This window comes from Aliiglaciecola sp. LCG003 (assembly GCF_030316135.1).
Taxonomy (GTDB): domain Bacteria; phylum Pseudomonadota; class Gammaproteobacteria; order Enterobacterales; family Alteromonadaceae; genus Aliiglaciecola.
In genome coordinates this window covers 2,256,608-2,279,554 of sequence record NZ_CP128185.1, presented here as the reverse complement: position 1 = coordinate 2,279,554, position 22,947 = coordinate 2,256,608, and the positions used below count along the sequence as shown (strand labels likewise).

The following is a 22,947-nucleotide window of genomic DNA, read 5'->3' as shown; positions in this document are numbered from 1 at the left end:
TGCCAGCCGTTTTTGTTTAATGCCCAAAAGAAGAATATGAAACGAATAAATTTTATTACTTTAATGACCCTAGTCAGCCTGACTTCAATGTCAGGTTTTCCTGAAGAATCTTACTTAGCCCCTCTGGCTAAAGAATCACTGTTACTCGACATCACTCGCAATGATACTCACTATATAGTGGTGGGTGAAAGAGGCCATGTCTTGGATTCAGTCGATGGATTAAGCTGGACTCAGAAAACAGTTCCTACTTTATCTACCTTGACAGCTGTTGCCTCTTACGGACAACAATCTTGGGCTGTAGGTCATGATGCCATTATTCTTCATCAAGCTGCCAATGACCAAAATTGGCAAGTGCAAATGTTTTCCCCTGAATCTGAAAAACCATTGTTAGATGTATTGTTCTTTGACAATCAAGAAGGAATCGCAGTGGGGGCATATGGCACTTTTTTCCGCACAAAGGACAGTGGTGAAAGTTGGAATAAAGAAGTTCATAGTGAATTGCTTGACCCTGAGGATGTGCTTTATCTAGATGAAATTCGTTTAGAAGACGAAGCTTTCTATCAGGCTGAATTGGGTTCGATTATGCCCCATTTGAATAAAGTTACCCAAGTGGATGACATGCTTTATCTAGCAGGTGAATCTGGTTTATTGGCCAGTAGCGCCGACCGGGGGGTGAGTTGGCAGAGAATGGATGTAGATTATTACGGTTCATTTTTTGATGTTGCTGGTTTATCCAATGGTGATGTCGTAGCGGTTGGGTTGCGCGGCCATATTTTTATATTGGAAAAAGATTCTCAGGAATGGCAAATAATTAATTCCGGTATCACTTCTTCGCTAAATACCATCATTGCCTTGCAAGATGGGAGTTTTGTTACCCTAGGAAATGCAGGTTACATGGTATGTGTGATGAATGGTGACGTCACCAAATCACATATCGATGATGGTAAAGCCATAAATGCTGCATTAAAAATGGACAACCAATTAATGTTAGCCTCCGCTGTGGGTATCAAACATCTAGCGCTAGACAAGCAACAATCAGTATGTGAAAGGACAAGCGTCAATCTATGAATAAGTTTATCGATTTGTGTGTAAATGCCATTTTTCGAAATCGAATTGTGGTGGTTTTGCTTTTTGTCCTTACGACCATTTTCCTTGGTTACCAATCTTCGCTGCTCAAGCTCGATGCGGGTTTCACCAAAAACATTCCGCTGAACCATGAATACATGGTGAATTACATGAAGCACGCCAAAGATTTTGGCGGTGCAAATAGTATTTTGGTTTCAGTGTGCGATAAAGACAGTGACATATTCAATACTGAATTTTTTGATACCTTGAAAAATGTCCATGACCAATTGTTTTTTATCAATGGGGTAGAACGTTCGCTGGTTAAATCTCTTTATTCTTCTTCTACCCGTTTTACCGAAATCGTTGAAGGGGGCTTTTCAGGTGGTCCGGTTATTCCTGCTGATTTCAATTCAGCCGACCCAGACGATCTAGCATTAGTTTCTCAAAATATTGATAAAGCCGGCATTGTTGGCCGTTTGGTTTCAGACGATTTCAAGTGCGCCATGGTCTCTGCACAATTGTTAAATATTGATCCGGCCACGGGAGAGAAATTAGACACCCTAGTGCTTGCGGATAATTTAGAGACGCAACTGCGTGGCAAGTTCGAAAATGACAATACCAGTATTCATATTATTGGTTTTGCAAAAATGATTGGTGATGTCGCCAATGGCGCGAAAGATGTCGTCTTGTTTTTTGCCGTTGCGCTGGCTATTACTGCAATCATGGTGTACTTCTTCTCTAAGTCCATCATGCTCACTGTGCTGCCGCTATTGTGTTCAGTGGTAGCGGTTGTTTGGCAACTAGGTTTGTTAACTATTTTAGGCTTTGGGTTAGATCCAATGTCAATTTTAGTGCCATTTCTGGTGTTTGCCATAGGTGTCAGCCATGGGGTACAGATGATAAACGCCGTTGGCAAACGGGTAGTTGAGGGTGCATCTTCACAATTGGCGGCAGAATCGGCTTTCCGTACTTTGTTAATTCCAGGCGGTATTGCGTTATTGTCGGATACGGTAGGTTTCATGACCTTGTTGGTCATTGATATCGGTATTATCCGTGAGCTCGCTATTACCGCGAGTTTAGGTGTGGCAGTTATCATTTTGACAAACTTGATTTTACTACCTGTATTGATGTCATTTGTAAATTTCAGTGACAAATATAAGAACAAGTTTAAAGGTAAAGAAGCTCGCTCAGATGGTTTCTGGAACACTATTGCGCATTGTTCAACCCCTAAAGTTGCCTATATTATTTTAGCGATTACTGCGGTGTTGTTTGTGTTTGGTTGGATGCAGTCAAAACAAATGAAAATTGGCGATTTACATGCCGGGGCGCCTGCGCTGCATGAGACTAGCCGATACAATCAAGACACTTTCTTGATTACCGATAAGTATGCTATCAGTGTGGATTATTTATCCATCTTAGTGGAAACCACTCCTGAATCTTGTACTTCCTATGAGGTTATGACTGCCATTGATGAGCTTCAGTGGAAGATGAGTAATGTGCAAGGTGTGCAGTCAGCGGTTAGTTTGGCCTCAGTGGCTAAGCTAGTTAATGCAGGTTATAACGAAGGTAATCCTAAGTGGCGTGTTCTGCCTCGTAATCAGCAAACTATGGTCCAAGCTATTGCCCAAGTCCCGACCTCTTCTGGTTTGTTAAATGGGAATTGTTCGGTAATGCCGATCATCTTGTTTATGGAAGATCACAAAGCTGAAACCATTAATCGTGTCGTAGATGCAGTGAAAATGTTCCGTCAACAATACCAGACGGATGATCTGCATTTTAAGCTAGCCTCTGGTCCTGTAGGCGTAATGGCGGCTAAAAATGAGGCGGTTGAAGCGGCTCAAGATCCGATGATGTTATATGTATTCGGTGCGGTGATTATTTTATGTTTAATTAGTTTCCGTTCATTACGGGCTACCTTAGCCGTTGTCATACCTCTTTATGTGGTTTCGGTCTTGGCTCAAGCATTAATGACTTACTTGCAAATCGGGCTTACGGTTTCGACCTTGCCGGTAATTGCATTAGGTGTGGGTATTGGGGTTGATTATGGTATTTACATTCTATCCACTATGAATATTAAACTTAAATCCGGTATGGCTGTGCGTCAGGCGTATTTTGAAGCCCTTAAAGAGCGTGGTAGTGCGGTACTCTTTACTGGTGTGACTTTAGCGGTTGGTGTCAGTACTTGGGTGTTCTCGTCCCTTAAGTTTCAAATGGACATGGGCATACTGCTGACCTTTATGTTTGTGGTCAATATGCTCGGCGCTATAGTAGTTTTACCTGCTTTAGCCGCCGTTTTTTGGCGCAAGCAAAAATAATTACTGCATAAGTATTTAAATTTAAATGTAAAAAAGGGCCTTTTGGCCCTTTTTTAATACTATTTGTTGCATATTTATAGTACTTGTAAATTGTTAGTTAAATTATTCCTTTCAAAGCTCTCAATTATTAGCGAAAATAACCTTACATATACACTAAAACTGTATATATCTCAGTCTTTTGACTAGTCTATACATAGTCTGGTTAAGTGTGAGGCCATTACCTCATGCCATTTTCATTACAAGGTAAACAAATGACGGTTGCCAATAGTCAACATTCGGTTCTGCTAGAAAACGTTTATAAGTTAATTAAAAAGAAAGTCGATAAACAGCAAGCAGATTTAGTAGAGCAGTTTTCTCGACTCCTATTTAAAAATATTTCAATTGATGATTTAGAAAATCGTAACGACAGTGATCTGTACGGTGCGACCTTGAGTCTTTGGAATGAGTTTGTGAAATATGATGCAAGCCAACCGAAGATCCGAGTATTCAATCCAGAGATATCTAGGCATGGGTGGCAATCATCCCACACCATAGTTGAAATTATAGTAAGTGATATGCCATTTTTGGTAGATTCTGTTCGAATGACCTTAAACCGTTTGAACATCACTGCGCATTTGTTACTTCACAGTCCGATTAAACTAAAACGTGATGAGAAAGGCGAGTTACTGCAATTCTTAGATAAAAATAGCCGTGCTAAACAGCAAACCAAAGAAACGGTATTTTTAATCGAAGTGGACCGTCAAACCAACAAGAAAGCATTAAACCAGTTAGCTAGCGAATTGCTTTCTGTGGTGGGTGAAGTATCACTTGCCGTTTCAGATTGGCAACCCATGCGAGATAGACTAACAAGTTTGATTGAAGACTTTGATTCCGCTCATTACCCAGGCAATAAAGTCAAAATCGAGCAAGCCAAACAGTTTTTAGTTTGGCTCAATGATCATAACTTCACGTTAATGGGTTACCGCTACTACGACGTCAAGGCCATAGAAGGTCATCATCGTTGGTCTCCTCGCAATGAAACCAGCCTTGGTTTGATGAAAAACTCGATTAGTGATCGTGAGCGGTTGTTGTCAAATATGCCCCTTTCAGCGCAAAAAGAGGCGTTGAGTAAAAATCCATTAATGTTAACCAAAACCAATTCGCGGGCCCGGGTTCATCGTCCTGCTTATATGGATTATATTGGCGTGAAACGGTTTGATGAAACGGGAAATGTGATCGGTGAAGACCGTTTTCTAGGTCTCTATTCCGCATCATTTTATAACAGCAGTGCAACCCAGCTTCCGGTATTACGCGGCAAGATAGAACGGATTTGTGAGCAATCAGGATTCGATAAAGGCTCTCATGCTTATAAAGCATTTTTAAATATTATTGAGACTTATCCTCGCGATGAGTTGCTTCAAGCCAGTGAAGAAGAGTTGGGTCAAATCGTACTAGGCATTTTTCAAATGCAAGAACGTGGCATATCTCGACTGTTCGTTCGTAAAGATGCCTTTGGCCGTTTCGTATCTTGTATGGTGTATGTGCCTCGCGAGCGTTATAACACCCAGTTACGTAAAGAAACCCAAGAGCTATTACAAAAATCCTTAGATAGCCAAGAACAGGTTGAATTCACAACCTATTTCTCCGAGTCGGTATATGCACGTACTCATTATATCGCGAGAGTCAAAGACAACAATGCGGATTTGAATGTGAAGGATATTGAGAAGAACATCATCGAGTTAACTAAAAGTTGGAATGACCGTCTGGCTGCTTCAATCCGCGCGACTTATGGCGAAGCGGCAGGTAAAGCGTTAGAACAAAAATATGACAACGGATTCTCACGCAGTTATTCCGAGCAAAATCTGCCAAGTGCAGCTTTAGTAGATATTGAAAAGCTTGAACAGCTTAACGAAGAGCATACCTTAGATATGCTGTTTTATCGTCCCCAAGAAGAGGGGCCCGATTCTAAGGCGGTTAAACTCAAATTGTTCCATCGCGATGAACCGATACATTTGTCCGCAGTTTTACCCATGTTGGAACATTTTGGTTTGCGTGTTATTGATGAGAGTCCATACAAAATTACCTGTAGTGAAGGCGAAAAAAATTGGATCATGGACTTCTCGATGTTGCACAGCAACAGTCAGAACCTGAATATGGAAACTGCGCAAGCGCTTTTCCAAGATGCATTCGCAAAAGTATGGCATAACCTGTTAGAAGATGACCCCTTCAATCGCTTAGTGTTAGGGGCTGGCTTAACCGGTAGAAATGTTACCATATTGCGTGCTTACGCAAAGTATATGCGCCAGACAGGCAGTTCATTTAGTTTGACATATATGGCCAACACTTTGGCCAACTACCCGCAAATAGCCAAACAGCTTATTGAACTATTTGCCAATAAGTTCGACCCTAAGAAAAAACGCAGTGAAAAGAAAGTTGAAGACTTGCTTGCGGATGTAAAAAAACGTTTAGATCAAGTATCTAACCTTGACGACGATAGAATTATTCGTCGTTACTTAGACATGATTTTAGCAACGTTACGAACTAATTTTTATCAGCCTGACGAGAATGGCAACGAAAAGCCGTATATGTCCTTTAAGTTGCTACCCGAACTTATTCCGGATATGCCACTACCTATGCCAAAATTTGAAATATTTGTTTATTCACCCCGGATCGAAGGTGTGCATTTACGCGGTGGTAAGGTGGCACGTGGTGGGTTACGTTGGTCTGACCGTCGTGAAGATTTCCGTACCGAAGTACTTGGCTTGGTCAAAGCTCAGCAAGTGAAAAATACGGTGATCGTGCCTGTGGGCGCAAAAGGTGGTTTTGTTTGTAAAAACCTGCCTACAGACCAAGGTCGCGATGCGATCCAAAAGGAAGGACAGGCCTGCTATCGGATCTTTATCCGCAGTTTGTTGGATATCACAGATAATATTGTCGATGGCCAGATTGTGCCGCCAAAAGATGTAGTAAGATTAGACGAAGATGATCCCTATTTGGTGGTTGCTGCCGATAAAGGTACTGCTACTTTTTCTGATATTGCGAATGGTATCTCAGAGGAATTTAATTTCTGGCTGGGCGATGCATTCGCATCTGGTGGCAGCATTGGTTATGACCACAAGAAAATGGGCATTACTGCCCGTGGTGCTTGGGAGTCCGTTAAACGTCATTTCCGTGAAATTGATATAGATTGTCAAACCACTGACTTTACCTGTGTTGCCATTGGTGACATGGCGGGCGATGTATTTGGCAACGGCATGTTATTGTCGCAGCGAACACGCTTGATTTGTGCTTTCAACCATTTACATATCTTCTTCGACCCAGACCCTGATACTGAAGCATCGTATGCTGAACGTCAGCGCTTGTTCGAAAACCCATCACTATCTTGGGATGATTACGACAAGAAGCTTATCTCTAAAGGCGGCGGCGTGTTTAACCGGTCAGCCAAATCTATCAAATTGACCAGTGAAATGAAAAAATGGTTGGGCACGACCCAAGCCAGTATGCCACCAAATGAGCTAATTCATAATGTTTTGAAAATGCCTGTTGATTTGATTTGGAATGGGGGCATTGGGACTTATGTCAAAGGTAGTAAAGAAACTCATTCTGATGTAGGTGATCGTGCTAACGATGATTTACGGGTTAATGGTAAAGACGTTCGCGCTAAAATAGTCGGTGAGGGCGGTAATCTTGGCTTAACTCAACTAGGTCGAATTGAATATGCAGCTAATGGTGGTCGTGTTAATACTGACTTCATTGATAACGTAGGCGGTGTAGATTGTTCAGACAATGAAGTTAACATTAAAATCCTATTGAACGCGTTGGTAAATGCCGGTGACTTAACCAGTAAACAACGCAATGAGTTACTTTACTCCATGACCGATGATGTTGCTGAGCTGGTCATTCAAGATTGTTACCGTCAGACCCAGTCTATCTCGATTACGGAATTAGGTGGTCCGGCGTTATTGAAAGAACAACTTCGCTTTATTCACGGACTTGAAAGAGAAGGGGCGTTAAATCGCGAACTTGAATTTATTCCATCAGATGACGAATTATCTGATCGCTTAGCATCGGGTAAAGGCCTGACAAGACCGGAACTTTCAGTACTGATCGCCTATGGCAAAATGGTGCTTAAACAGCGTTTGAATATAGAGCAGATTACTAGTAATCCCTATCATGAGAAACTGTTGGTGAGTGCATTTCCTAAAGTATTGCAGCAACGTTTTGTGCCACAAATGGAATACCACCCACTGCGAGGTGAAATCATAGCCACTAAGTTAACCAATAATATGGTTAATGATATGGGGCTAAACTTCGTATTCCGTATGCAAGAGGAAACCGGCGCTTCAGTAGACGAAGTCGCCACAGCCTATTCAGTGGTTAAAGCTGTTTTTGGTCTGGATAGTTTGTGGAATGAAATTGAAGATTTAGATAATAAAGTGTCTGCCAAGACTCAACTGGATATGCTGGACCGTATGCGTCGAACTATGCGCAGGGCATCTCGTTGGTTCTTGCGCCATGGTGAGAAAAACTTACCTATCGCAGATGCTGTAGAGTTGTATTTACCAACCTTTGATGATTTAGATAAAAATCTAGAGAAGTATTTAGTTGATTCTGAATACCAACAATTAGAGCAAAGCACATCTAATTTTGTTAAAAAAGGCGTACCTCAAAATATTGCTTATCGTGTTGCGAGTTTGAGTAATATGTTCTGCTGTTTAGATTTGGCACAAATTGCCATGACTGAAAAGCGTAAAATTGCGGTTACGGCTAGTTTGTATTTTAAACTGGGCTCAAAACTAGAATTGCATTGGTTCTTAGATCAAATCAACAACCAAACTGTCAGCAATCATTGGCAGGCATTGGCACGTGCTTCTTATCGCGAAGAGTTGGATTGGCAACAGCGTTCTTTGGCTACGGTTTTGTTGGTTGGTGCACCAGAGTGTGAAGATGCAGAAGAAATTCTAACTAATTGGATGGAGAACAATACCATATTGCTAGATCGCTGGTATCATATGATGTCCGAGTTTAGAACGAGCAGTACACACGAATTTGCGAAATTTTCTGTGGCGCTTAGAGAACTGATGTTGCTGAGTATTAACGCCAGTATTTAGCCATCAATTAACTGTTTTAAAGCCCTGGATTCCAGGGCTTTTTTGTTTGAGGTAAAGCATGTATTCAGTCGCACAAAAAGCACTTTTCCATTGTGATCCAGAATGGAGCCATGATTTCACGCTAAACTGGTTGAAAAAAACTCAGCACAATATGCTGAATTTAACCTACAAACAAGATGTACCGGACCACCCAACACAGTGCTTGGGTATTCAGTTTCGCAATCCAGTAGGTCTGGCCGCTGGTTTGGACAAAAATGGCGAATGTATTGATGCTTTTGCCGCTATGGGATTTGGCTTTATTGAAATCGGCACTGTAACGCCGCTAGCTCAAGCAGGAAATGATAAACCCAGGATGTTCCGCCTTCCACAAGCTCAGGCAATCATTAATCGTATGGGCTTCAACAACAAAGGCGTGGATTATTTGGTAGAACAGGTCAAACAGTCGGAATACTCTGGAGTGTTGGGCATCAATATAGGTAAAAATAAGCAAACTGAAGAAGCCAATGCGTTGGACGACTACTTAATTTGCTTACGAAAAGTCTATCAACATGCTAGTTATATTACGGTTAATATTTCGTCTCCTAATACTCCAGGCTTACGTGCCTTACAATATGGCGAGGCTTTGGAAAACTTGCTGCATGGATTAAAAGCAGAACAACAGATTTTAGTCGATAAATACGGTAAATATGTGCCTATCGTTGTTAAGATCGCCCCTGATCTAACGGACCAAGAAGTGATTGGGATTGCGCATTCCTTATGTAAAGCTGAAATGGATGGTGTGATTGCCACCAATACAACCTTGGATAGAAGCCAGGTTGTGGGTTTACCTCATGCTGAGGAGGCCGGTGGGTTAAGCGGGGCAGTGTTAACGGATAAAAGTTTGCACGTCACTCAAGTGTTAGCCAAAGCGTTAGACAAAGCAATGCCAATCATTGGCGTGGGCGGTATTGATTCCAGCCATACTGCTAACGCTCGATTACAGGCCGGCGCCAGTTTGGTGCAAATATACTCTAGTTTGATTTATAAAGGGCCAAGGTTAATTAAGCAAATTGTCGATGGACTCAATTAAAAATGCTATTACCAAGTGGAAAGTGGAAATGGTTTATTGATCAAGCATCAAGTAGTTTGTTGGTTGAATTAGATGCAGGTTTAACCTTCCAAACGGCCTATCAAGTATCCCAGCTCAAGGTATCTCCTGACGGTTTGTTTTTTGATATTGAACATTCAGATTATTTTATCCAGTGTATCGATGCACTAGATGAAAGTGGCGTGCCATTTGATGATTCAATCAAGATGCAAATTGCCATAAATGCATCCGCAGCCCGCTGTTTTCATAAGCCTGTGCTGAATAAGAGTTGGCTTTATACTAAACAGAATCTTTGTTTAATAGACGACCAACAGCAGCTAGCTTGGATAAGTCATAATCAAGAAACATATTTGGTTATGACCTTGGAACGTAAAGGAGATACTGTATTGTGTATGAATCTTTCTGAACAGTTTGTGACATCTGATCATAAAATACACCCACAGTTTTCTTTGCTTAGCGTATTATCCGATCGATTACTAGCCTTTGATCAACTTGGCGAAAATGAAGAGGAAGGTCAGTACGAAGACGCGCTAAATAGTCAGACTTCAGTTACCAAGGTAAATAGCATGTATTAGTTGGTTATATTAGACCACTATATTTACCTTTTTAAGCTAACTAAACCTTAAACCTCAGCATGCTTCATCGCCAATTTTACTGGCAAGCATTCAAGCTGGAGGGTTTAAAACAATGTTTTTCTGCGTTCCCCTTATGCACAGCAGGTTAATCCCGTATAATCCTCTGCGTTTTCATTACACGGGTTGTTTATGTTAGATATCACAGTTACCACTTCCAAAGGTCTGGATGATTTGCTTTTAGAAGAAGTGTCGCAGTTATGTGACCAAAGGCAAATTAGTCAGCGGCCAGGCCAAGTTTATTTTAGCGGAGAGCTGTCCGATGTTTATCAGATATGTCTATGGTCCAGATTAGCCAATCGAGTGCTGATTAAGGTCGCGCAAGGCAAAATAGATAATGCCGAAGATTTGTATCAGATAGTCACCGAGGTTGAGTGGGCCCATCACTTTGCCCTGAATAATACCTTTGCCGTTGACTTTATCGGAACTAACCGCACCATCAATAATACTCAGTTTGGTGCGCTAAAAGTCAAAGATGCTATTGTAGATCAGTTCACTCAGCGATTTGGTGAGCGTCCAAATGTAGATAAAACCCGACCAGATATTCGTATTCAAGCCCGTGCCCGTCGAGAGAATATCGAAATTTATATCGATATTTCTGGCAAAAGTTTACATCAGCGTCATTACCGTCAACAAACCGGTAAAGCGCCGCTAAAAGAACATATTGCCTGCGCAATGTTAATCCGCAGCGGGTGGACCAAAAATCACCAGTTGCCCCTTTTCGACCCTATGTGCGGTTCCGGGACCATAGCGATTGAAGCGGCTTTAATGGCTGGCAATATTGCCCCGGGTGTAAATCGAGCTGCATGGGGATTTGATAACTGGTTAAAGCATGACGAAAGCTTATGGCTAGAGGCGGTAGAGAAGGCTAAATCGGAAGCAGTTACGCCTAAAGTATCCATTTTTGCCAACGATATGGATAAACGGGTGCTCAATCATGCCAAGCAAAATGCCGATGCGGCAGGGGTATATCAATGGATCACCTTCTTTAATTCTGATGCCACCAAATTACAACTCGACAGCGCCCCTGGGGTGATAGTGTCGAATCCTCCCTATGGCGAACGGTTAAGTGAGCTGACTGAATTGTTGCCTGTATTCCAAGCGTGGGGCGAGCATTTGAAAATGCATTTCCAAGGCTGGCATATGAGTCTACTAACGGCTAATCGCGACCTGTTAAAGCAATTAAAATTTGTCGCTAAGAAAGACTACGGGATCATGAATGGGCCAATCGAATGTGTGTTGGTCAATTATCTGTTAGATGAAAAGAATTGCCAGATCAGAGAACAGCAAAGTATTAACTCTGACTTTGCGAATCGTCTTAGTAAAAATTTAAAATCTTTGAGTCGTTGGTTAAAACAACAAGACACTGATTGTTATAGAATTTACGACGCTGATTTACCAGAATACAATGCCGCAATCGACCGCTACGCAGATTGGTTGGTGGTACAAGAATATGCACCACCCAAGGATGTACCAGAGCAAAAAGCTAGAAAAAGATTACATGAAATCTTAATCGCTTTGCCCAGCGCAACTGGCGTTCCAGCGAATAATATTGTGGTGAAAACACGCCAACAACAAAAAGGCAGTAATCAGTACAACAAGGTATCAGAGCGCAATGTGGGCTTAAAAGTACATGAAAATGGCGCACAATTTATAGTCAATTTGAGTGATTATTTGGATACAGGTTTATTTTTAGACCATAGGATCACTCGCCAATTGATCCAGCAGCGTAGCAAAAATAAAGATGTGCTGAATTTGTTTGCTTACACTGGTAGCGTGTCCGTGCATGCAGGCCTAGGTGGTGCGCGCTCAGTCACTACTGTCGACATGTCAAAAACCTACATACAATGGGCACGAGAAAATGTGCAGCTAAATAAACTCCAAGGTGCCTTCGAATTCGTTCAAGCAGATTGTTTAACTTGGTTAGAGCGTCACGATCAGCAATATGATCTACTGTTTATCGACCCACCGTCTTTTTCCAATTCTAAACGTATGGAAAATACCTGGGATGTGCAACGGGATTACTTAGGCCTGTTGGCCAATGCGAAAAAGTGCCTGCGTCCCGGTGGCGAGATAGTTTTTTCAAATAATTTACGTAGCTTTAAGTTAGACCAACAGGCGGTTGGGGATTTAGGTTTTAAGATTGAGGATTGGACTCAGAAAACTCTGCCAGAAGATTTTAAACGTAACCCCAAAATACATCATTGTTGGTTGTTAACGGATAGCGGATCATAGTTATGCAGTTACAATTTTTTAGCGGTCAACAATGTCATTTATGTGATTTAGCACAGCAGTTGCTAGATCAACACCCTCGCAATCAATCGATTGAAATTATCAAGCTTGATGTGAAGTCAGATCCTGCACTTTATCACCTTTATGGTGCCAGGATCCCAGTCTTAAAACGTCAGGATAATCAACAAGAATTAGCTTGGCCGTTTGACGCTGACCTACTAAGTGAGTTTTTAAATTGAGTTTAATACAACTTAAAAATGCCTGTTTGGCATATGGACATTCTGCTCTATTAGACCATGTTGAATTAGTCGTTCACCCAGGAGAACGAGTATGTTTGGTTGGCCGTAATGGCTGCGGAAAATCGACATTACTGAAAGTGTTAGGTGAAGAACAAACCCTAGATGATGGTCAAAGGATTGTATCCTCTGATGTGCGAATTGCGCGCTTGGCTCAAGACCCACCTGAGAGCGTAGAATCAAGCCTTTTTGATTACGTCGCAGAAGGGATGGCCGAAAAAGGACAGTTACTAAAAGATTATTTCCACCTCACCACTATTATTGGTGAAGACCCCAGTGAGAAAAATCTCAATAAATTAGAATATTTGCAGCAACAACTTGACCATCATGATGGTTGGAAGTTCGAGCAACAAATTAGTCAAGTTTTAACCTTACTCGGCTTAGAAGCAAACCAACAATTATCATCCTTGTCCGGTGGCTGGCGAAGAAAAGCGGCATTGGCTAGAGCGCTAGTGGGTGATCCCGATGTTCTGTTACTTGATGAGCCTACCAACCACTTAGATATCAGTATGATAAAGTGGTTAGAAGAAATTGTTAAAGATTATAAAGGCGCTATCGTCTTTGTCAGCCATGACCGGGCATTTATCCGTTCTGTAGCAACTCGCATCTTAGATCTTGATAGGGGAAAACTAACCAGTTACCCCGGCAATTACCAAACTTATCTTGATCAAAAAGAGCAGGATTTACAAATTGAGGCTAATGCCAATGCCGAATTTGACAAAAAATTGTCGCAAGAAGAAACCTGGATCCGTCAGGGCATAAAGGCCAGACGTACGCGCAATGAGGGCCGTGTCAGAGCATTAAAAGCATTACGTAATGAGCATGCCCAGAGACGCAATGTACAAGGTCGCGCCAAGGTTACCGTCAGCACCGGAGGCAACTCGGGCAAGATGGTATTCGAAGCCACAGATTTGCATTATACCATTGAAGATAAATTGATTATTGAAAACCTCGAAGTCAGTATATTTCGGGGTGACAAATTGGCCCTTATCGGTCCCAATGGTTGTGGTAAAAGTACACTGATCAAATTATTGATGGGGCAACTTGAACCAACTTCCGGCCATGTTCGTCAAGGGGCCAATATTCAGGCCGCTTATTTCGATCAACACCGAAATGCTCTTGACCTAGACAAAACGGTTATTGATGCAGTTGCTGATGGTAAACGTGACGTGATGGTAAATGGTCATAGCAAGCACGTGATCAGTTACTTGCAAGATTATTTATTTACCCCAGAGCGGGTGAATTCACCGGTCAGATCCTTGTCTGGTGGAGAAAAGAATCGTCTTTTACTCGCGAAACTTCTACTCAAACCAAATAACCTATTAATTCTCGATGAGCCTACCAATGATTTGGATGTTGAAACATTAGAATTATTAGAGGAGATTTTATCGAGTTACAAAGGGACATTAATTTTGGTTAGCCACGACAGGGAGTTTGTCGATAATGTCGCTACCAGCAGTCTATTCTTTGAAGGGCAGGGCAAACTAAAAGAGTTCGTCGGAGGCTATACCGATGTTGAATCTTGGTATGAATCAGAAAAAAAACTGACACCTCAGGAAACTTCTGTAAAATCAGCGAGTCATAAAGCTCAGCCAGAAAAGCGTAAAGTTAAAAAGTTAGCTTATAAATATCAAGTGGAATTGGAAAAATTACCGCTAGAAATCGAAAAACTAGAAGTTAAGGTTAGTCAATTGCAGGTAAAGATAAGTGATCCTGAACTGTTTAAACGCTCCGCGGATGATTTTAATCAAGCAGTTGCAGAGTTATCAGCACAAGAATCAAAGCTTGCTACTGCCTTTGCTAGGTGGGACGAGTTGGAAGGCATGCAAGCTGAATAAGCGAGTAGATATTAGAATCACCCTAATTGCCGATATTAAGTAATCAAGTAATAGTTTACAGGATAAGAAATGAGAATAAGTAGGCTGGCCTATGGGCTAACTCTTTCGATATTAACCGTTGCCACCGCGCAAGCGGCTAAATATAGAGTCGTAGAATTACCCTTAAGAGATCAGGGAGTGTATAGCTTTGCATCTGCAATAAATGATAAGGGAGAAGTAGCCGCCACCATTAGAACCCCTTTTAACCCGCCAATTGATGTGGATTTGCTTAATTTTGAAAGCGAAGTCCTCATAAACACTCTGACGGATTTAGGCGCTGCTGCCGTGGGTAATATTAATCGTGAAGATTTAGTTATTCTGTACAGTTTTATTACTAACTCAAGCAATTCGGCAAACCCTTTTTTCCAACAATTAGCCAGTGTGCAAAGCTTTATCAGCAATAATGCAGAGGCCGAGTTATTAAAAGCCTTTGATGTTATTGAACCTGATTTGGAGGGCTTGACCAAAAGTGCAGACACTACTGTACATGGTATTAATAATTTTTCTGCTACAGTAGGTACTGCTGAGTATCCGTTTAGAAAAGTTGAGTATCGTAACGAAAACGGCAATAATCTGGTTTACCATTACCAAGAGTTTCTGCCCCATGGCTTTCTCGATATCAATGGTCAGACTTTTAGTGTGCCCCCCACTGAAGATTTTATGGGCGGGGTGAGTGAAGCCTTTGATATAAACGATAGTTTTGAAGTAGCAGGCGCAGGTTCAATCGAAGTTGTTGATAGCTTCGAAGAACTAACAGATCAGTGTGAAGACCCAGATTTACGTGGTGATGTACCCTATGAAGCCTGTATACGTAGTATTTTCGATTCCTATTTGAATACGATTGCAAGTAACAGTCAAAGTAATGTTAGACCCGTTGATAAAGTCTTTCGACGCCGGGGAATGATTTGGCGTTTCGACTCTTCAGGTCAATTATTGAGTAGCCGAGAATTAGGCATATTGATTAATCCTCAGCCGGGGAATGAAAAGTTTTATGCCAGTACTGCCAAAGCGATTAACAATAATGGCATTGCAGCCGGTGTGTCTGATACTTATTACCAGGATTCAGAGAACATAGTGGTTCAGCAGGCAGCCGTTTTTGATGGTGAAGAAGCCTTTGGATTTATAGATGACCAAATCTATATTCAAAGTCAAGCGAGCGATATAAATGACAACGATCTAGTAGTAGGTCAAGCGCAAATCATCATCAATGGTGCAGTTAGAACAAAATTTTTCGTGCATGATTATCAAGGAGAATTTACCAATTTCCCTGATGATTTTTTCAATACCTCATCTAGTGTCGCTCGAGCGATCAACAACAATAATTTAGTAGTAGGGGAAGGGGAAGTTGATACTAGCCTAACCGGGGTAAGACGTCGTGAAGCTTTTCTTTATAGCGTAGATGAAGATACTTTTACCAATATAAATACCTTATTAAGTTGTGACACTCCGTACACTATAGTGCAAGCCAATGATATCAATGATAACGATGAGATCTCGGCAACAGCTGTTATCTATCGTGAAGTAAATGATGTAACCGGTCAATTGGCTCTTGATGAACGAGGTAACACTATTTTTGAAAACGTCACAGTAGCGGTTAAGTTGGTTCCAATTCCAAGTGGTACAATCGACGATTGTCGACTGATAACAGAGCCCGTTAAGCGTAAAGGCGGAAGTAATGGCCTGTTTATATTCGGGTTACTGCTAGTTGGCCTACATCGAGTGTTTAAGCGTTAAGTAAAGCCTTTAAGCAATTTAAAAACCTCGTCCTCGGACGAGGTTTTTTTTAACCCAAATAAAACTTTTGTTCGTAACTTACGGAAATTAAAGGTGTAATAAATCTGCAATATTAAATGGTAATTAAAATTATAACCTTTAGTTGAATTTGTTGTAAAAGAAAAATTCCTTATGAATCATAGGAATACACCAAACTGATGGATAATTGTACTTAATGACATTGAACCATTTTCATCTTCATATACTCTCAATTATGTGGTCGCAATAACCACAATCGCAAATTTTTCTAAAAGAGGTTACTCAATGAAAAGACAAAAAAGAGATAAACTTTCCCGTGCTCATTCAAAAGGCTATCAAGCAGGTATATCAGGTCGTTCTAAAGAAAATTGCCCATTCCAAACAATCGAATCCCGTTCTCAGTGGTTAGGCGGATGGCGAGAAGCCATAGAAGATAGGAATCTAGGATTAAGTAACCGCTGATACAAAAAAGCCCCTTTAAAGGGGCTTTTAATTATTTGGCTAAAAGGCCAGCTTAGAAATTACTAGTATCCTGAAACAATCCTACTTTAAGATTATCTGCAGCATAAATTTCACGACCGTCGACCTCTACCACACCATCAGCCATTCCCATGAATAGTTTGCGCTTAATGACTCGCTTCATATCTATTTTGTAGGTGACTTTCTTAGCCGTTGGTAATATTTGTCCAGTAAATTTCACTTCACCCACACCCAAGGCGCGACCTTTACCAGGACCACCACACCAACCTAAGAAAAAACCAACTAGTTGCCACATGGCATCCAAACCTAGACATCCAGGCATCACGGGATCGCCAGGAAAGTGACAATCGAAAAACCATAAATCTGGTGTGATATCTAATTCGGCAATAATATAGCCCTTATCAAACTTACCACCTGTTTCACTGATAGTCACAATGCGGTCCATCATTAACATATTGGGCGCCGGCAACTGACTATTGCCTGGACCAAACAATTCACCCCTGCTACAAGCCAAAAGGTCTTCTTTGTTAAAACTTGATTTAAATTCGCTCATCTATTCATCATCGCTGCTATAAAGGAGTCTAATTTAGCGAACAGTTGTACGCTTAACAACTCTGAACAGTGAAATAATGCTGCAGTATTGGTAAATTCCTTTTACACTGCGGTGAAACTAAGCAATAAATAGGTTTTTAAGTGGAAAAAAAACAAAAAAGTGCCAATGCAGAAAAACAACGACGTTATCGTCAGCGCCAAAAAGAACTAGGTCATAAGCATGTGCGAGGCTATGTAAGTAAAGAGGCTATGAGCTGTTATGATGATATTCGTGAAAAAACCAAGTGGACCGACAATGAAGTGTTATCAAATGCGTTACGCATAACCTACGCAGCCTATAAATGTGGCCAAATTAAGTTATTGAATGAGTGGTTAAAAGACCACAACCGATAAAGATTGATGTTCTGCAGCGAGCTAAGGTGATAACTGTCCTTGGTGTGAATTATTTTGTACTCTCAAAGGGTGATTAATCTACGCACAAAAGTTGAAATGCGTTAATGATCATGCGACATTAATCAAATATCTGTACCACAAAGTTAATTCGTTGTTCAAACTTCATCTTTCCACAATTTGGCTGCTAGCATTCATGTTGGTTTGTCCTGCTGCTTATTCGCAGTTGCAAATACGTTCTGCTGTATCCCCTGAATTCCCAGACGGCCTACATAGGCAGTATTTGGCTTATCTTGCGGATAAATTGAATGCTAAACTGGTTGTTAGCTACCTTCCTTTTGCCAGAAGATTGGTAGAGTTACGTCACGGTGATTTAGATATCATGGTTGGCCTAAAAGAAGGGCGTATTGAAATTAAAGAACTGATTTACCTAAAACCAAATTATGAATCAATTCAACAAGTGCTTTTTGTCCGTGTTCAAGATCAAGAAACATTAACCAGTATTTCTGCTTTAGCAAAAGTGCATATAGCAGGCACAATCAAAGCAGAATATTTTTCAGCACGAACTAAACGACCAAGGTTAAACCTCGTTGAAGTATCTACATTAGAACAGAAAATTCAGTTATTAGACCGGGGGAGAGCCGAGGGGTTTATTCATTTCCCGCAAAGTACTTATGCCATGTTAAACACTATTAGTACCCATAATACTATTGTGCCAGCTAACTTCCAGCCAGCGAGTCAGCAACAGTATTATTTTGCTATAAGTAAACAATCAAGTTTGATTGATCGCGTGCCTGAACTTGAGAGAATTTTAGTTGAAGGGTCGAAAAATGGCGATTTTGCGCGTATAAGACAAACTTACTATGCAAATGAATTAGATTACTAAGCCCAACACTTCCTTCCATAATTTTTGGCTTTATATAACTGTTTATCAGCGCTGTTTATCAGTAAATCTCCAGTATCGATTTGTTCATCTATACAACCAATACCCACACTAATGCTGACATAATTAAAGGGAGACTTTGGATGGTATATTTTTAAACTATTCACCGCACGAATGAGTTCCTCTGCGATATAAGCTGCTCCTTCCTTATCAGTATCAGGAAGTAAGCAAGCAAACTCTTCGCCACCATAGCGACAAGCAAAGTCAGTAGGGCGCTTTAAGGTGGTAACTATTTTTTCGGCAGTTACCTTGAGGGTGTCATCGCCTGCAAGGTGTCCAAAGTGGTCATTGTATTGTTTAAAATAATCGATATCGATCATTAATAAACTCAGAGGTTGCTCCTTTCGATTAGCCAAGCCCACTTGTCGCTTACAGCAATCATCAAAATATCGACGATTGTAGATACCGGTCAAACCATCTAAAAAAGCAAATTCTCTAAGGGTGTCAGTTTGCAGTTTATACTTGAGCTGAGCTTTGACTCGATTGAGTAATGTCTCAGGGGAAATGGGCTTGGTAATAAAATCGCTTCCCCCTGCATTCCAGCAAGTTGCTTCATCGGAAGGTTTATCCAAGGCTGTGGCGAATAACACGGGAATATTACATAACACCGGCTCATTTTTAATATATTGGCAGGCTTTGAGACCCCCCATGCCGGGCATTTGTACGTCCATAATGACCAGATCAGGTTGCTTTCGATAACAGAATTCTAGGGCTTCTTCACCTGATTTGGCAGTATAGACATCGTATAGGGGAGAGAGGTGGGCTTTAATAATTTCTAGATTTATATCATGATCATCTACAATTAGAATGCGCGCATGGTCTAAAAATTTTTCAGATTCAGTGTAAAAATCATGAGTAAACAAAAAAACTCCATTTATTTTATAATGTTCAGACAATTAAATATTCAGTAAGCAATAGTTTAGCCGATAAAATATGTTAATCCCAGCTTGTAGACTAAAGTTGAAATGAACATCTTAACTTGAACATTTATTATGACCTAAAGGTATAATATTGAAAAGCCATGATTTCGAATACTTTTTTTACCGTAAAAGTATTCATAATATTGTTTTTTGTTAGCCCTGATTAACTCAATGTTGTTGTTAACTTAGAGAGGATATGTCTATTACGAGTCTTGATGTTACGTTGAGCAAAAAGTCGAAACCAAAGCCCCATGTATTGATTGTAGATGACGTGGATATTAATTTGGTTATCGCTGAGAATGCGCTAAATGAGACCTATACGGTTGCTACTGCCAATTCCGGTTATGCAGCTTTAGAGTATTGTCGACGAAATATTCCTGACCTGATTTTACTCGACATCGAAATGCCAGGCATGAGTGGTTTGCAGGTGTGTGAAGAACTTAAATTAAACTCAGACACCAGAGATATTCGAATAATATTCTTAACCTCCCATGGTGGCGCCTCTTTTGAAGATAAGTGTTGGGAAGCGGGCTGTATAGATTTCATCACTAAGCCTTACGCGATTTCCACTCTACGTCACCGTGTTAACTCTCACATTCAATCAAAACTGATGGCTGATGAGCTGCGTAGCTTGTCTTTTTTAGATGGTTTAACCGGCTTATATAACCGTAGATATTTTGATGGCTTTTTTGCTACTCAATTGAAACTAGCTGCTCGTTCAGGCTTTCCACTCGGACTACTAATTTTGGACATAGATCATTTTAAGAAATTTAATGACAGTTATGGCCATCTAGCGGGGGATGAATGTTTAAAACTGGTAGGTAGGACGCTACAACAGCTTGTTGCTAGACCAACTGATTGCGTCGCACGTTTCGGTGGAGAAGAGTTCGTCGTGGTGCTACCTAATATTTCCAGAGATGGACTGGTGTATGTAGCAAGTAAAATTCTCAAAAAGATCCGCAGCCTCGAAATAGAGAATGTGTCAGATACCCCAGTGAAGGTAACATTGAGTATTGGCGCTGTGCTTTGTGAACATGGTAGTGCATCCGCTGAAAGTCTCATCTCAGAGGCAGATAAACTATTATATTCAGCTAAAGATCAAGGCCGTGATCAGTTTATGATCTGACTCGTCACGTCGAGTTTTAAGCGCTCTTCCTATCTATGTTTAATAGGCTAGATCCACTTTTGTTTTCGAAAGAACAATAGCATTCCACTTATCATTAATGCAATTAACACCCATACCGCCAGGTAGCCGTATTGCCACTCTAATTCAGGCATATTCAATGGGTTAACCTGCGGGTCGAAGTTCATGCCATATACTCCAACGATAAATGTAGGAGGGATAAATATAGTGGCAATAATTGTCAGTACCTTCATCACATCATTTAGCTTTAAACTCACGCTTGTCATATACAACTCCATTAAGCCAGAGGTCATTTCATGGTAAGTTTCCAATAGCTCCATGATAGAAATCACGTGATCATGACAATCGCGGAAATGTAGCTTTGTTTCGCTGGATAACACTAAGCATTCATCATCGCGGATGATTTCATTGATCACTTCCCTCTGTGGCCATAGTTTCCTTCTTAATAGCAGTAATTCACGGCGTAGCTTGTGCACTTGAGCCAGTACTTTTTCATCGCTAAATTGTAACAGTGAATCTTCTAGGCTTTGGATTTTTTCAGAGTAGGTTTCAAGTAGAGGATAGCCAAAATCGATAACTGCATCTGCGAGATTGTAGAGTAAATAATCAGCATTGAGTTTACGTAACTTGCCCAAACCTTTATTCAAGCGATCTACTATGGGACTAAAAGGATTGAAAGTGCCAGTACAAAATGACACAACCGTATTTTCAGTTAAAAACAGGCTAACTTGCTCGACGCTTACTAATTCTCCATTGTCTACGGGCAAGCTAAGAACGATAAATACTTGGTTTTCGCTAAGTTCAACTTTGGGTCTTTGCCCCGTATTCACCACGTCCTCGACATAAAGTTCGTGAATATTTAATCCTTTGGCCAAAGTTCTCAAGGTGTCGTTTGATGGATCGCCCTGAACATGTATCCAAGTAACATTTGGCTTATCGATAAACTGCCGACATTGTTCAATGTTTAAATCTGTACGATGTTGTATAGATGATGCATTGTAGTCAAGTAACTCCAAGGACACTTGAACCGCTTTTTGTTTTGCCAACATTCCAGGTCGAGTACCTGGCTTATGGTATTTTTTAGTAAATAATTTCATTATTTAGGCCACTTCTAAATTGCTATGCGATAAACAGGTTGAACTCATAGAGGGCAGGGACGCCACCCAAATCATTACATTTTTACAACTAAACCAATGTTACTTAGCAGCGTTTCTCTTATCCGCTTGTGTCGACACCTTATTCCATGACCATCTTGGCGTAATGGGGGATTTTCGCTCTTCCGCTTCATAGCTAACAGCGATCATCCAATCTTGAAACTCTGCGTCGAAACGTTTGATCTCTGCGGTTAATTCTTTGCTAAAAGTGGTTTCAATAGGGCCGCCTCGATTAGGCCAAATTCTAAATTTTAGCCGCAGCACTTCCTTACCCGATTTGAATTTTAAATGGCCTTCAACCGAAGGGGCGGTGATCAGGATACCGGGAAATTGTTCATTAATATTGCTCATGACTTCTTGCACGCGGCTCTTAATCTGCGATTTAACTTTGTCATCTCCGCGCAAAGTGACATCTAACAAACAGCGAATGTAGCCTCTTGGATAGTTAGTAATATTCGCGATAGTACGATTTGGAATATACACCGTTGCTCCAAGTGCGTTTTCAATTTGCACAAAACGTAGTGTAATGGATTGAACCATACCGGTTTGTCCGGATATCTCGACTAGATCACCGACATCAATAAGATCTGAAAATACTAAGGTTAACCCGGTAACTATATCTTGAACAACGCCTTGGGCACCAAAACCAACGGCCAATCCGATAAACGAAACACTGGCAAAATAGGTGGAAAGCGTAATACCAATTTCTTGTAAAATTAGACCTAAAGAAAAGAAGTAAATAACAATGGCCAAAGCACTAGATGTTAGGGTGGTAAAGGATTTTAGTTTTTGTAATTGCTTCTTTGGCTGACTCAGCAAAAAACGATTGACGAATAACCTGAGTAAAACTACTAGTACATGTGCCGTTATTGCTAACAACGTGATGGCTATTACTCTATAAGGAATGGCTTGATGGGTAATAAGCTGGATTAGATCATCCACTAAATAACCTCTAGGTGAGAAAACTTCAATAAGTATACTTTAACTCTAGTGGATCTTGGATGGGTATTTTGTCGAA

The 22,947-nt window shown here is 40.9% G+C and carries 17 protein-coding genes; 13 read left to right on the top strand and 4 right to left on the bottom strand.

Features of this window, described 5'->3' with window-relative positions:
- Positions 1–36: 36 nt before the first annotated feature.
- The 10 genes from QR722_RS09745 (at position 37) to rmf (ending at position 16,808) form a co-directional block, all read left to right on the top strand.
- A complete protein-coding gene (locus tag QR722_RS09745) occupies positions 37–1,068 on the top strand; it encodes a YCF48-related protein (RefSeq protein ID WP_286282634.1) in 1,032 nt (343 codons plus the stop codon).
- Positions 1,065–3,380, top strand: a complete 2,316-nt coding sequence (locus QR722_RS09740; protein WP_286282633.1) for an efflux RND transporter permease subunit — start codon at positions 1,065–1,067, stop codon at positions 3,378–3,380. The genes QR722_RS09745 and QR722_RS09740 overlap by 4 nt, the downstream gene beginning before the upstream one ends.
- Before the next feature lie 251 nt (positions 3,381–3,631).
- Positions 3,632–8,470: an NAD-glutamate dehydrogenase gene (locus tag QR722_RS09735; RefSeq protein WP_286287635.1), complete on the top strand. Its 4,839-nt coding sequence runs from the start codon at positions 3,632–3,634 to the stop codon at positions 8,468–8,470.
- Positions 8,471–8,528: 58 nt separating this feature from the next.
- Positions 8,529–9,539 carry a quinone-dependent dihydroorotate dehydrogenase gene (pyrD, locus tag QR722_RS09730; RefSeq protein WP_286282632.1) on the top strand — a complete coding sequence of 337 codons (1,011 nt, stop codon included), beginning with the start codon at positions 8,529–8,531 and terminating at the stop codon, positions 9,537–9,539.
- Between the two features lie 2 nt (positions 9,540–9,541).
- Entirely contained in the window at positions 9,542–10,132 is a 591-nt protein-coding gene (locus tag QR722_RS09725) for a cell division protein ZapC domain-containing protein (RefSeq protein WP_286282631.1), read from the top strand.
- Positions 10,133–10,321: 189 nt separating this feature from the next.
- On the top strand, positions 10,322–12,424 hold the full coding sequence (rlmKL, locus tag QR722_RS09720; RefSeq protein WP_286282630.1) for a bifunctional 23S rRNA (guanine(2069)-N(7))-methyltransferase RlmK/23S rRNA (guanine(2445)-N(2))-methyltransferase RlmL: 2,103 nt from the start codon (positions 10,322–10,324) through the stop codon (positions 12,422–12,424).
- A gap of 2 nt (positions 12,425–12,426) precedes the next feature.
- On the top strand, positions 12,427–12,660 hold the full coding sequence (locus QR722_RS09715; protein WP_286282629.1) for a glutaredoxin family protein: 234 nt from the start codon (positions 12,427–12,429) through the stop codon (positions 12,658–12,660).
- Positions 12,657–14,555 (top strand): ATP-binding cassette ATPase Uup, encoded by a 1,899-nt coding sequence (uup, locus tag QR722_RS09710; protein ID WP_286282628.1) that lies wholly within the window; start codon positions 12,657–12,659, stop codon positions 14,553–14,555. Before QR722_RS09715 ends, uup begins: the two co-directional genes overlap by 4 nt.
- Positions 14,556–14,624: 69 nt before the next feature.
- Positions 14,625–16,328: a DUF3466 family protein gene (locus QR722_RS09705; protein ID WP_286282627.1), complete on the top strand. Its 1,704-nt coding sequence runs from the start codon at positions 14,625–14,627 to the stop codon at positions 16,326–16,328.
- A gap of 303 nt (positions 16,329–16,631) precedes the next feature.
- A complete protein-coding gene (rmf, locus tag QR722_RS09700; protein WP_286282626.1) occupies positions 16,632–16,808 on the top strand; it encodes a ribosome modulation factor in 177 nt (58 codons plus the stop codon).
- Positions 16,809–16,860: 52 nt separating this feature from the next.
- Here the strand turns inward: rmf and fabA are convergent, their stop codons facing one another.
- A complete protein-coding gene (gene fabA, locus QR722_RS09695; protein ID WP_286282625.1) occupies positions 16,861–17,379 on the bottom strand; it encodes a 3-hydroxyacyl-[acyl-carrier-protein] dehydratase FabA in 519 nt (172 codons plus the stop codon).
- 140 nt (positions 17,380–17,519) lie between these two features.
- On the opposite strand from fabA, the gene QR722_RS09690 reads away from it, so the two are divergent.
- Together QR722_RS09690 and QR722_RS09685 are read left to right on the top strand one after the other, a co-directional pair.
- Positions 17,520–17,771 (top strand): hypothetical protein, encoded by a 252-nt coding sequence (locus QR722_RS09690; protein ID WP_286282623.1) that lies wholly within the window; start codon positions 17,520–17,522, stop codon positions 17,769–17,771.
- A 151-nt stretch (positions 17,772–17,922) separates the two neighbouring features.
- Positions 17,923–18,654: a substrate-binding periplasmic protein gene (locus QR722_RS09685; RefSeq protein WP_286282622.1), complete on the top strand. Its 732-nt coding sequence runs from the start codon at positions 17,923–17,925 to the stop codon at positions 18,652–18,654.
- On the opposite strand, the gene QR722_RS09680 is transcribed toward QR722_RS09685, so the two are convergent.
- Positions 18,651–19,574 (bottom strand): diguanylate cyclase, encoded by a 924-nt coding sequence (locus QR722_RS09680; RefSeq protein ID WP_286282621.1) that lies wholly within the window; start codon positions 19,572–19,574, stop codon positions 18,651–18,653. The genes QR722_RS09685 and QR722_RS09680 overlap by 4 nt on opposite strands.
- Before the next feature lie 253 nt (positions 19,575–19,827).
- Between QR722_RS09680 and QR722_RS09675 the strand changes: the two genes are divergently transcribed.
- Complete coding sequence (locus QR722_RS09675; protein ID WP_286282619.1) at positions 19,828–20,757, top strand: GGDEF domain-containing response regulator; 930 nt, start codon at positions 19,828–19,830, stop codon at positions 20,755–20,757.
- Positions 20,758–20,804: 47 nt separating this feature from the next.
- Here QR722_RS09675 and corA read toward each other — a convergent pair whose 3' ends face one another.
- Positions 20,805–21,872, bottom strand: coding sequence for a magnesium/cobalt transporter CorA (gene corA / locus QR722_RS09670; protein ID WP_286282618.1), 1,068 nt, complete (start codon positions 21,870–21,872; stop codon positions 20,805–20,807).
- A 99-nt stretch (positions 21,873–21,971) separates the two neighbouring features.
- Positions 21,972–22,871: a mechanosensitive ion channel family protein gene (locus QR722_RS09665; RefSeq protein ID WP_286282616.1), complete on the bottom strand. Its 900-nt coding sequence runs from the start codon at positions 22,869–22,871 to the stop codon at positions 21,972–21,974.
- Positions 22,872–22,947: the final 76 nt, after the last annotated feature.

Bases quoted from the DNA above. Each gene is read 5' to 3' on its own strand.
- QR722_RS09745 (WP_286282634.1), top strand. From the start codon at position 37: ATGAAACGAATAAATTTTATTACTTTAATGACCCTAGTCAGCCTGACT.
- QR722_RS09740 (WP_286282633.1), top strand. From the start codon at position 1,065: ATGAATAAGTTTATCGATTTGTGTGTAAATGCCATTTTTCGAAATCGA.
- QR722_RS09735 (WP_286287635.1), top strand. From the start codon at position 3,632: ATGACGGTTGCCAATAGTCAACATTCGGTTCTGCTAGAAAACGTTTAT.
- pyrD (WP_286282632.1), top strand. From the start codon at position 8,529: ATGTATTCAGTCGCACAAAAAGCACTTTTCCATTGTGATCCAGAATGG.
- QR722_RS09725 (WP_286282631.1), top strand. From the start codon at position 9,542: ATGCTATTACCAAGTGGAAAGTGGAAATGGTTTATTGATCAAGCATCA.
- rlmKL (WP_286282630.1), top strand. From the start codon at position 10,322: ATGTTAGATATCACAGTTACCACTTCCAAAGGTCTGGATGATTTGCTT.
- QR722_RS09715 (WP_286282629.1), top strand. From the start codon at position 12,427: ATGCAGTTACAATTTTTTAGCGGTCAACAATGTCATTTATGTGATTTA.
- QR722_RS09705 (WP_286282627.1), top strand. From the start codon at position 14,625: ATGAGAATAAGTAGGCTGGCCTATGGGCTAACTCTTTCGATATTAACC.
- rmf (WP_286282626.1), top strand. From the start codon at position 16,632: ATGAAAAGACAAAAAAGAGATAAACTTTCCCGTGCTCATTCAAAAGGC.
- fabA (WP_286282625.1), bottom strand. From the start codon at position 17,379: ATGAGCGAATTTAAATCAAGTTTTAACAAAGAAGACCTTTTGGCTTGT.
- QR722_RS09675 (WP_286282619.1), top strand. From the start codon at position 19,828: ATGTCTATTACGAGTCTTGATGTTACGTTGAGCAAAAAGTCGAAACCA.
- corA (WP_286282618.1), bottom strand. From the start codon at position 21,872: ATGAAATTATTTACTAAAAAATACCATAAGCCAGGTACTCGACCTGGA.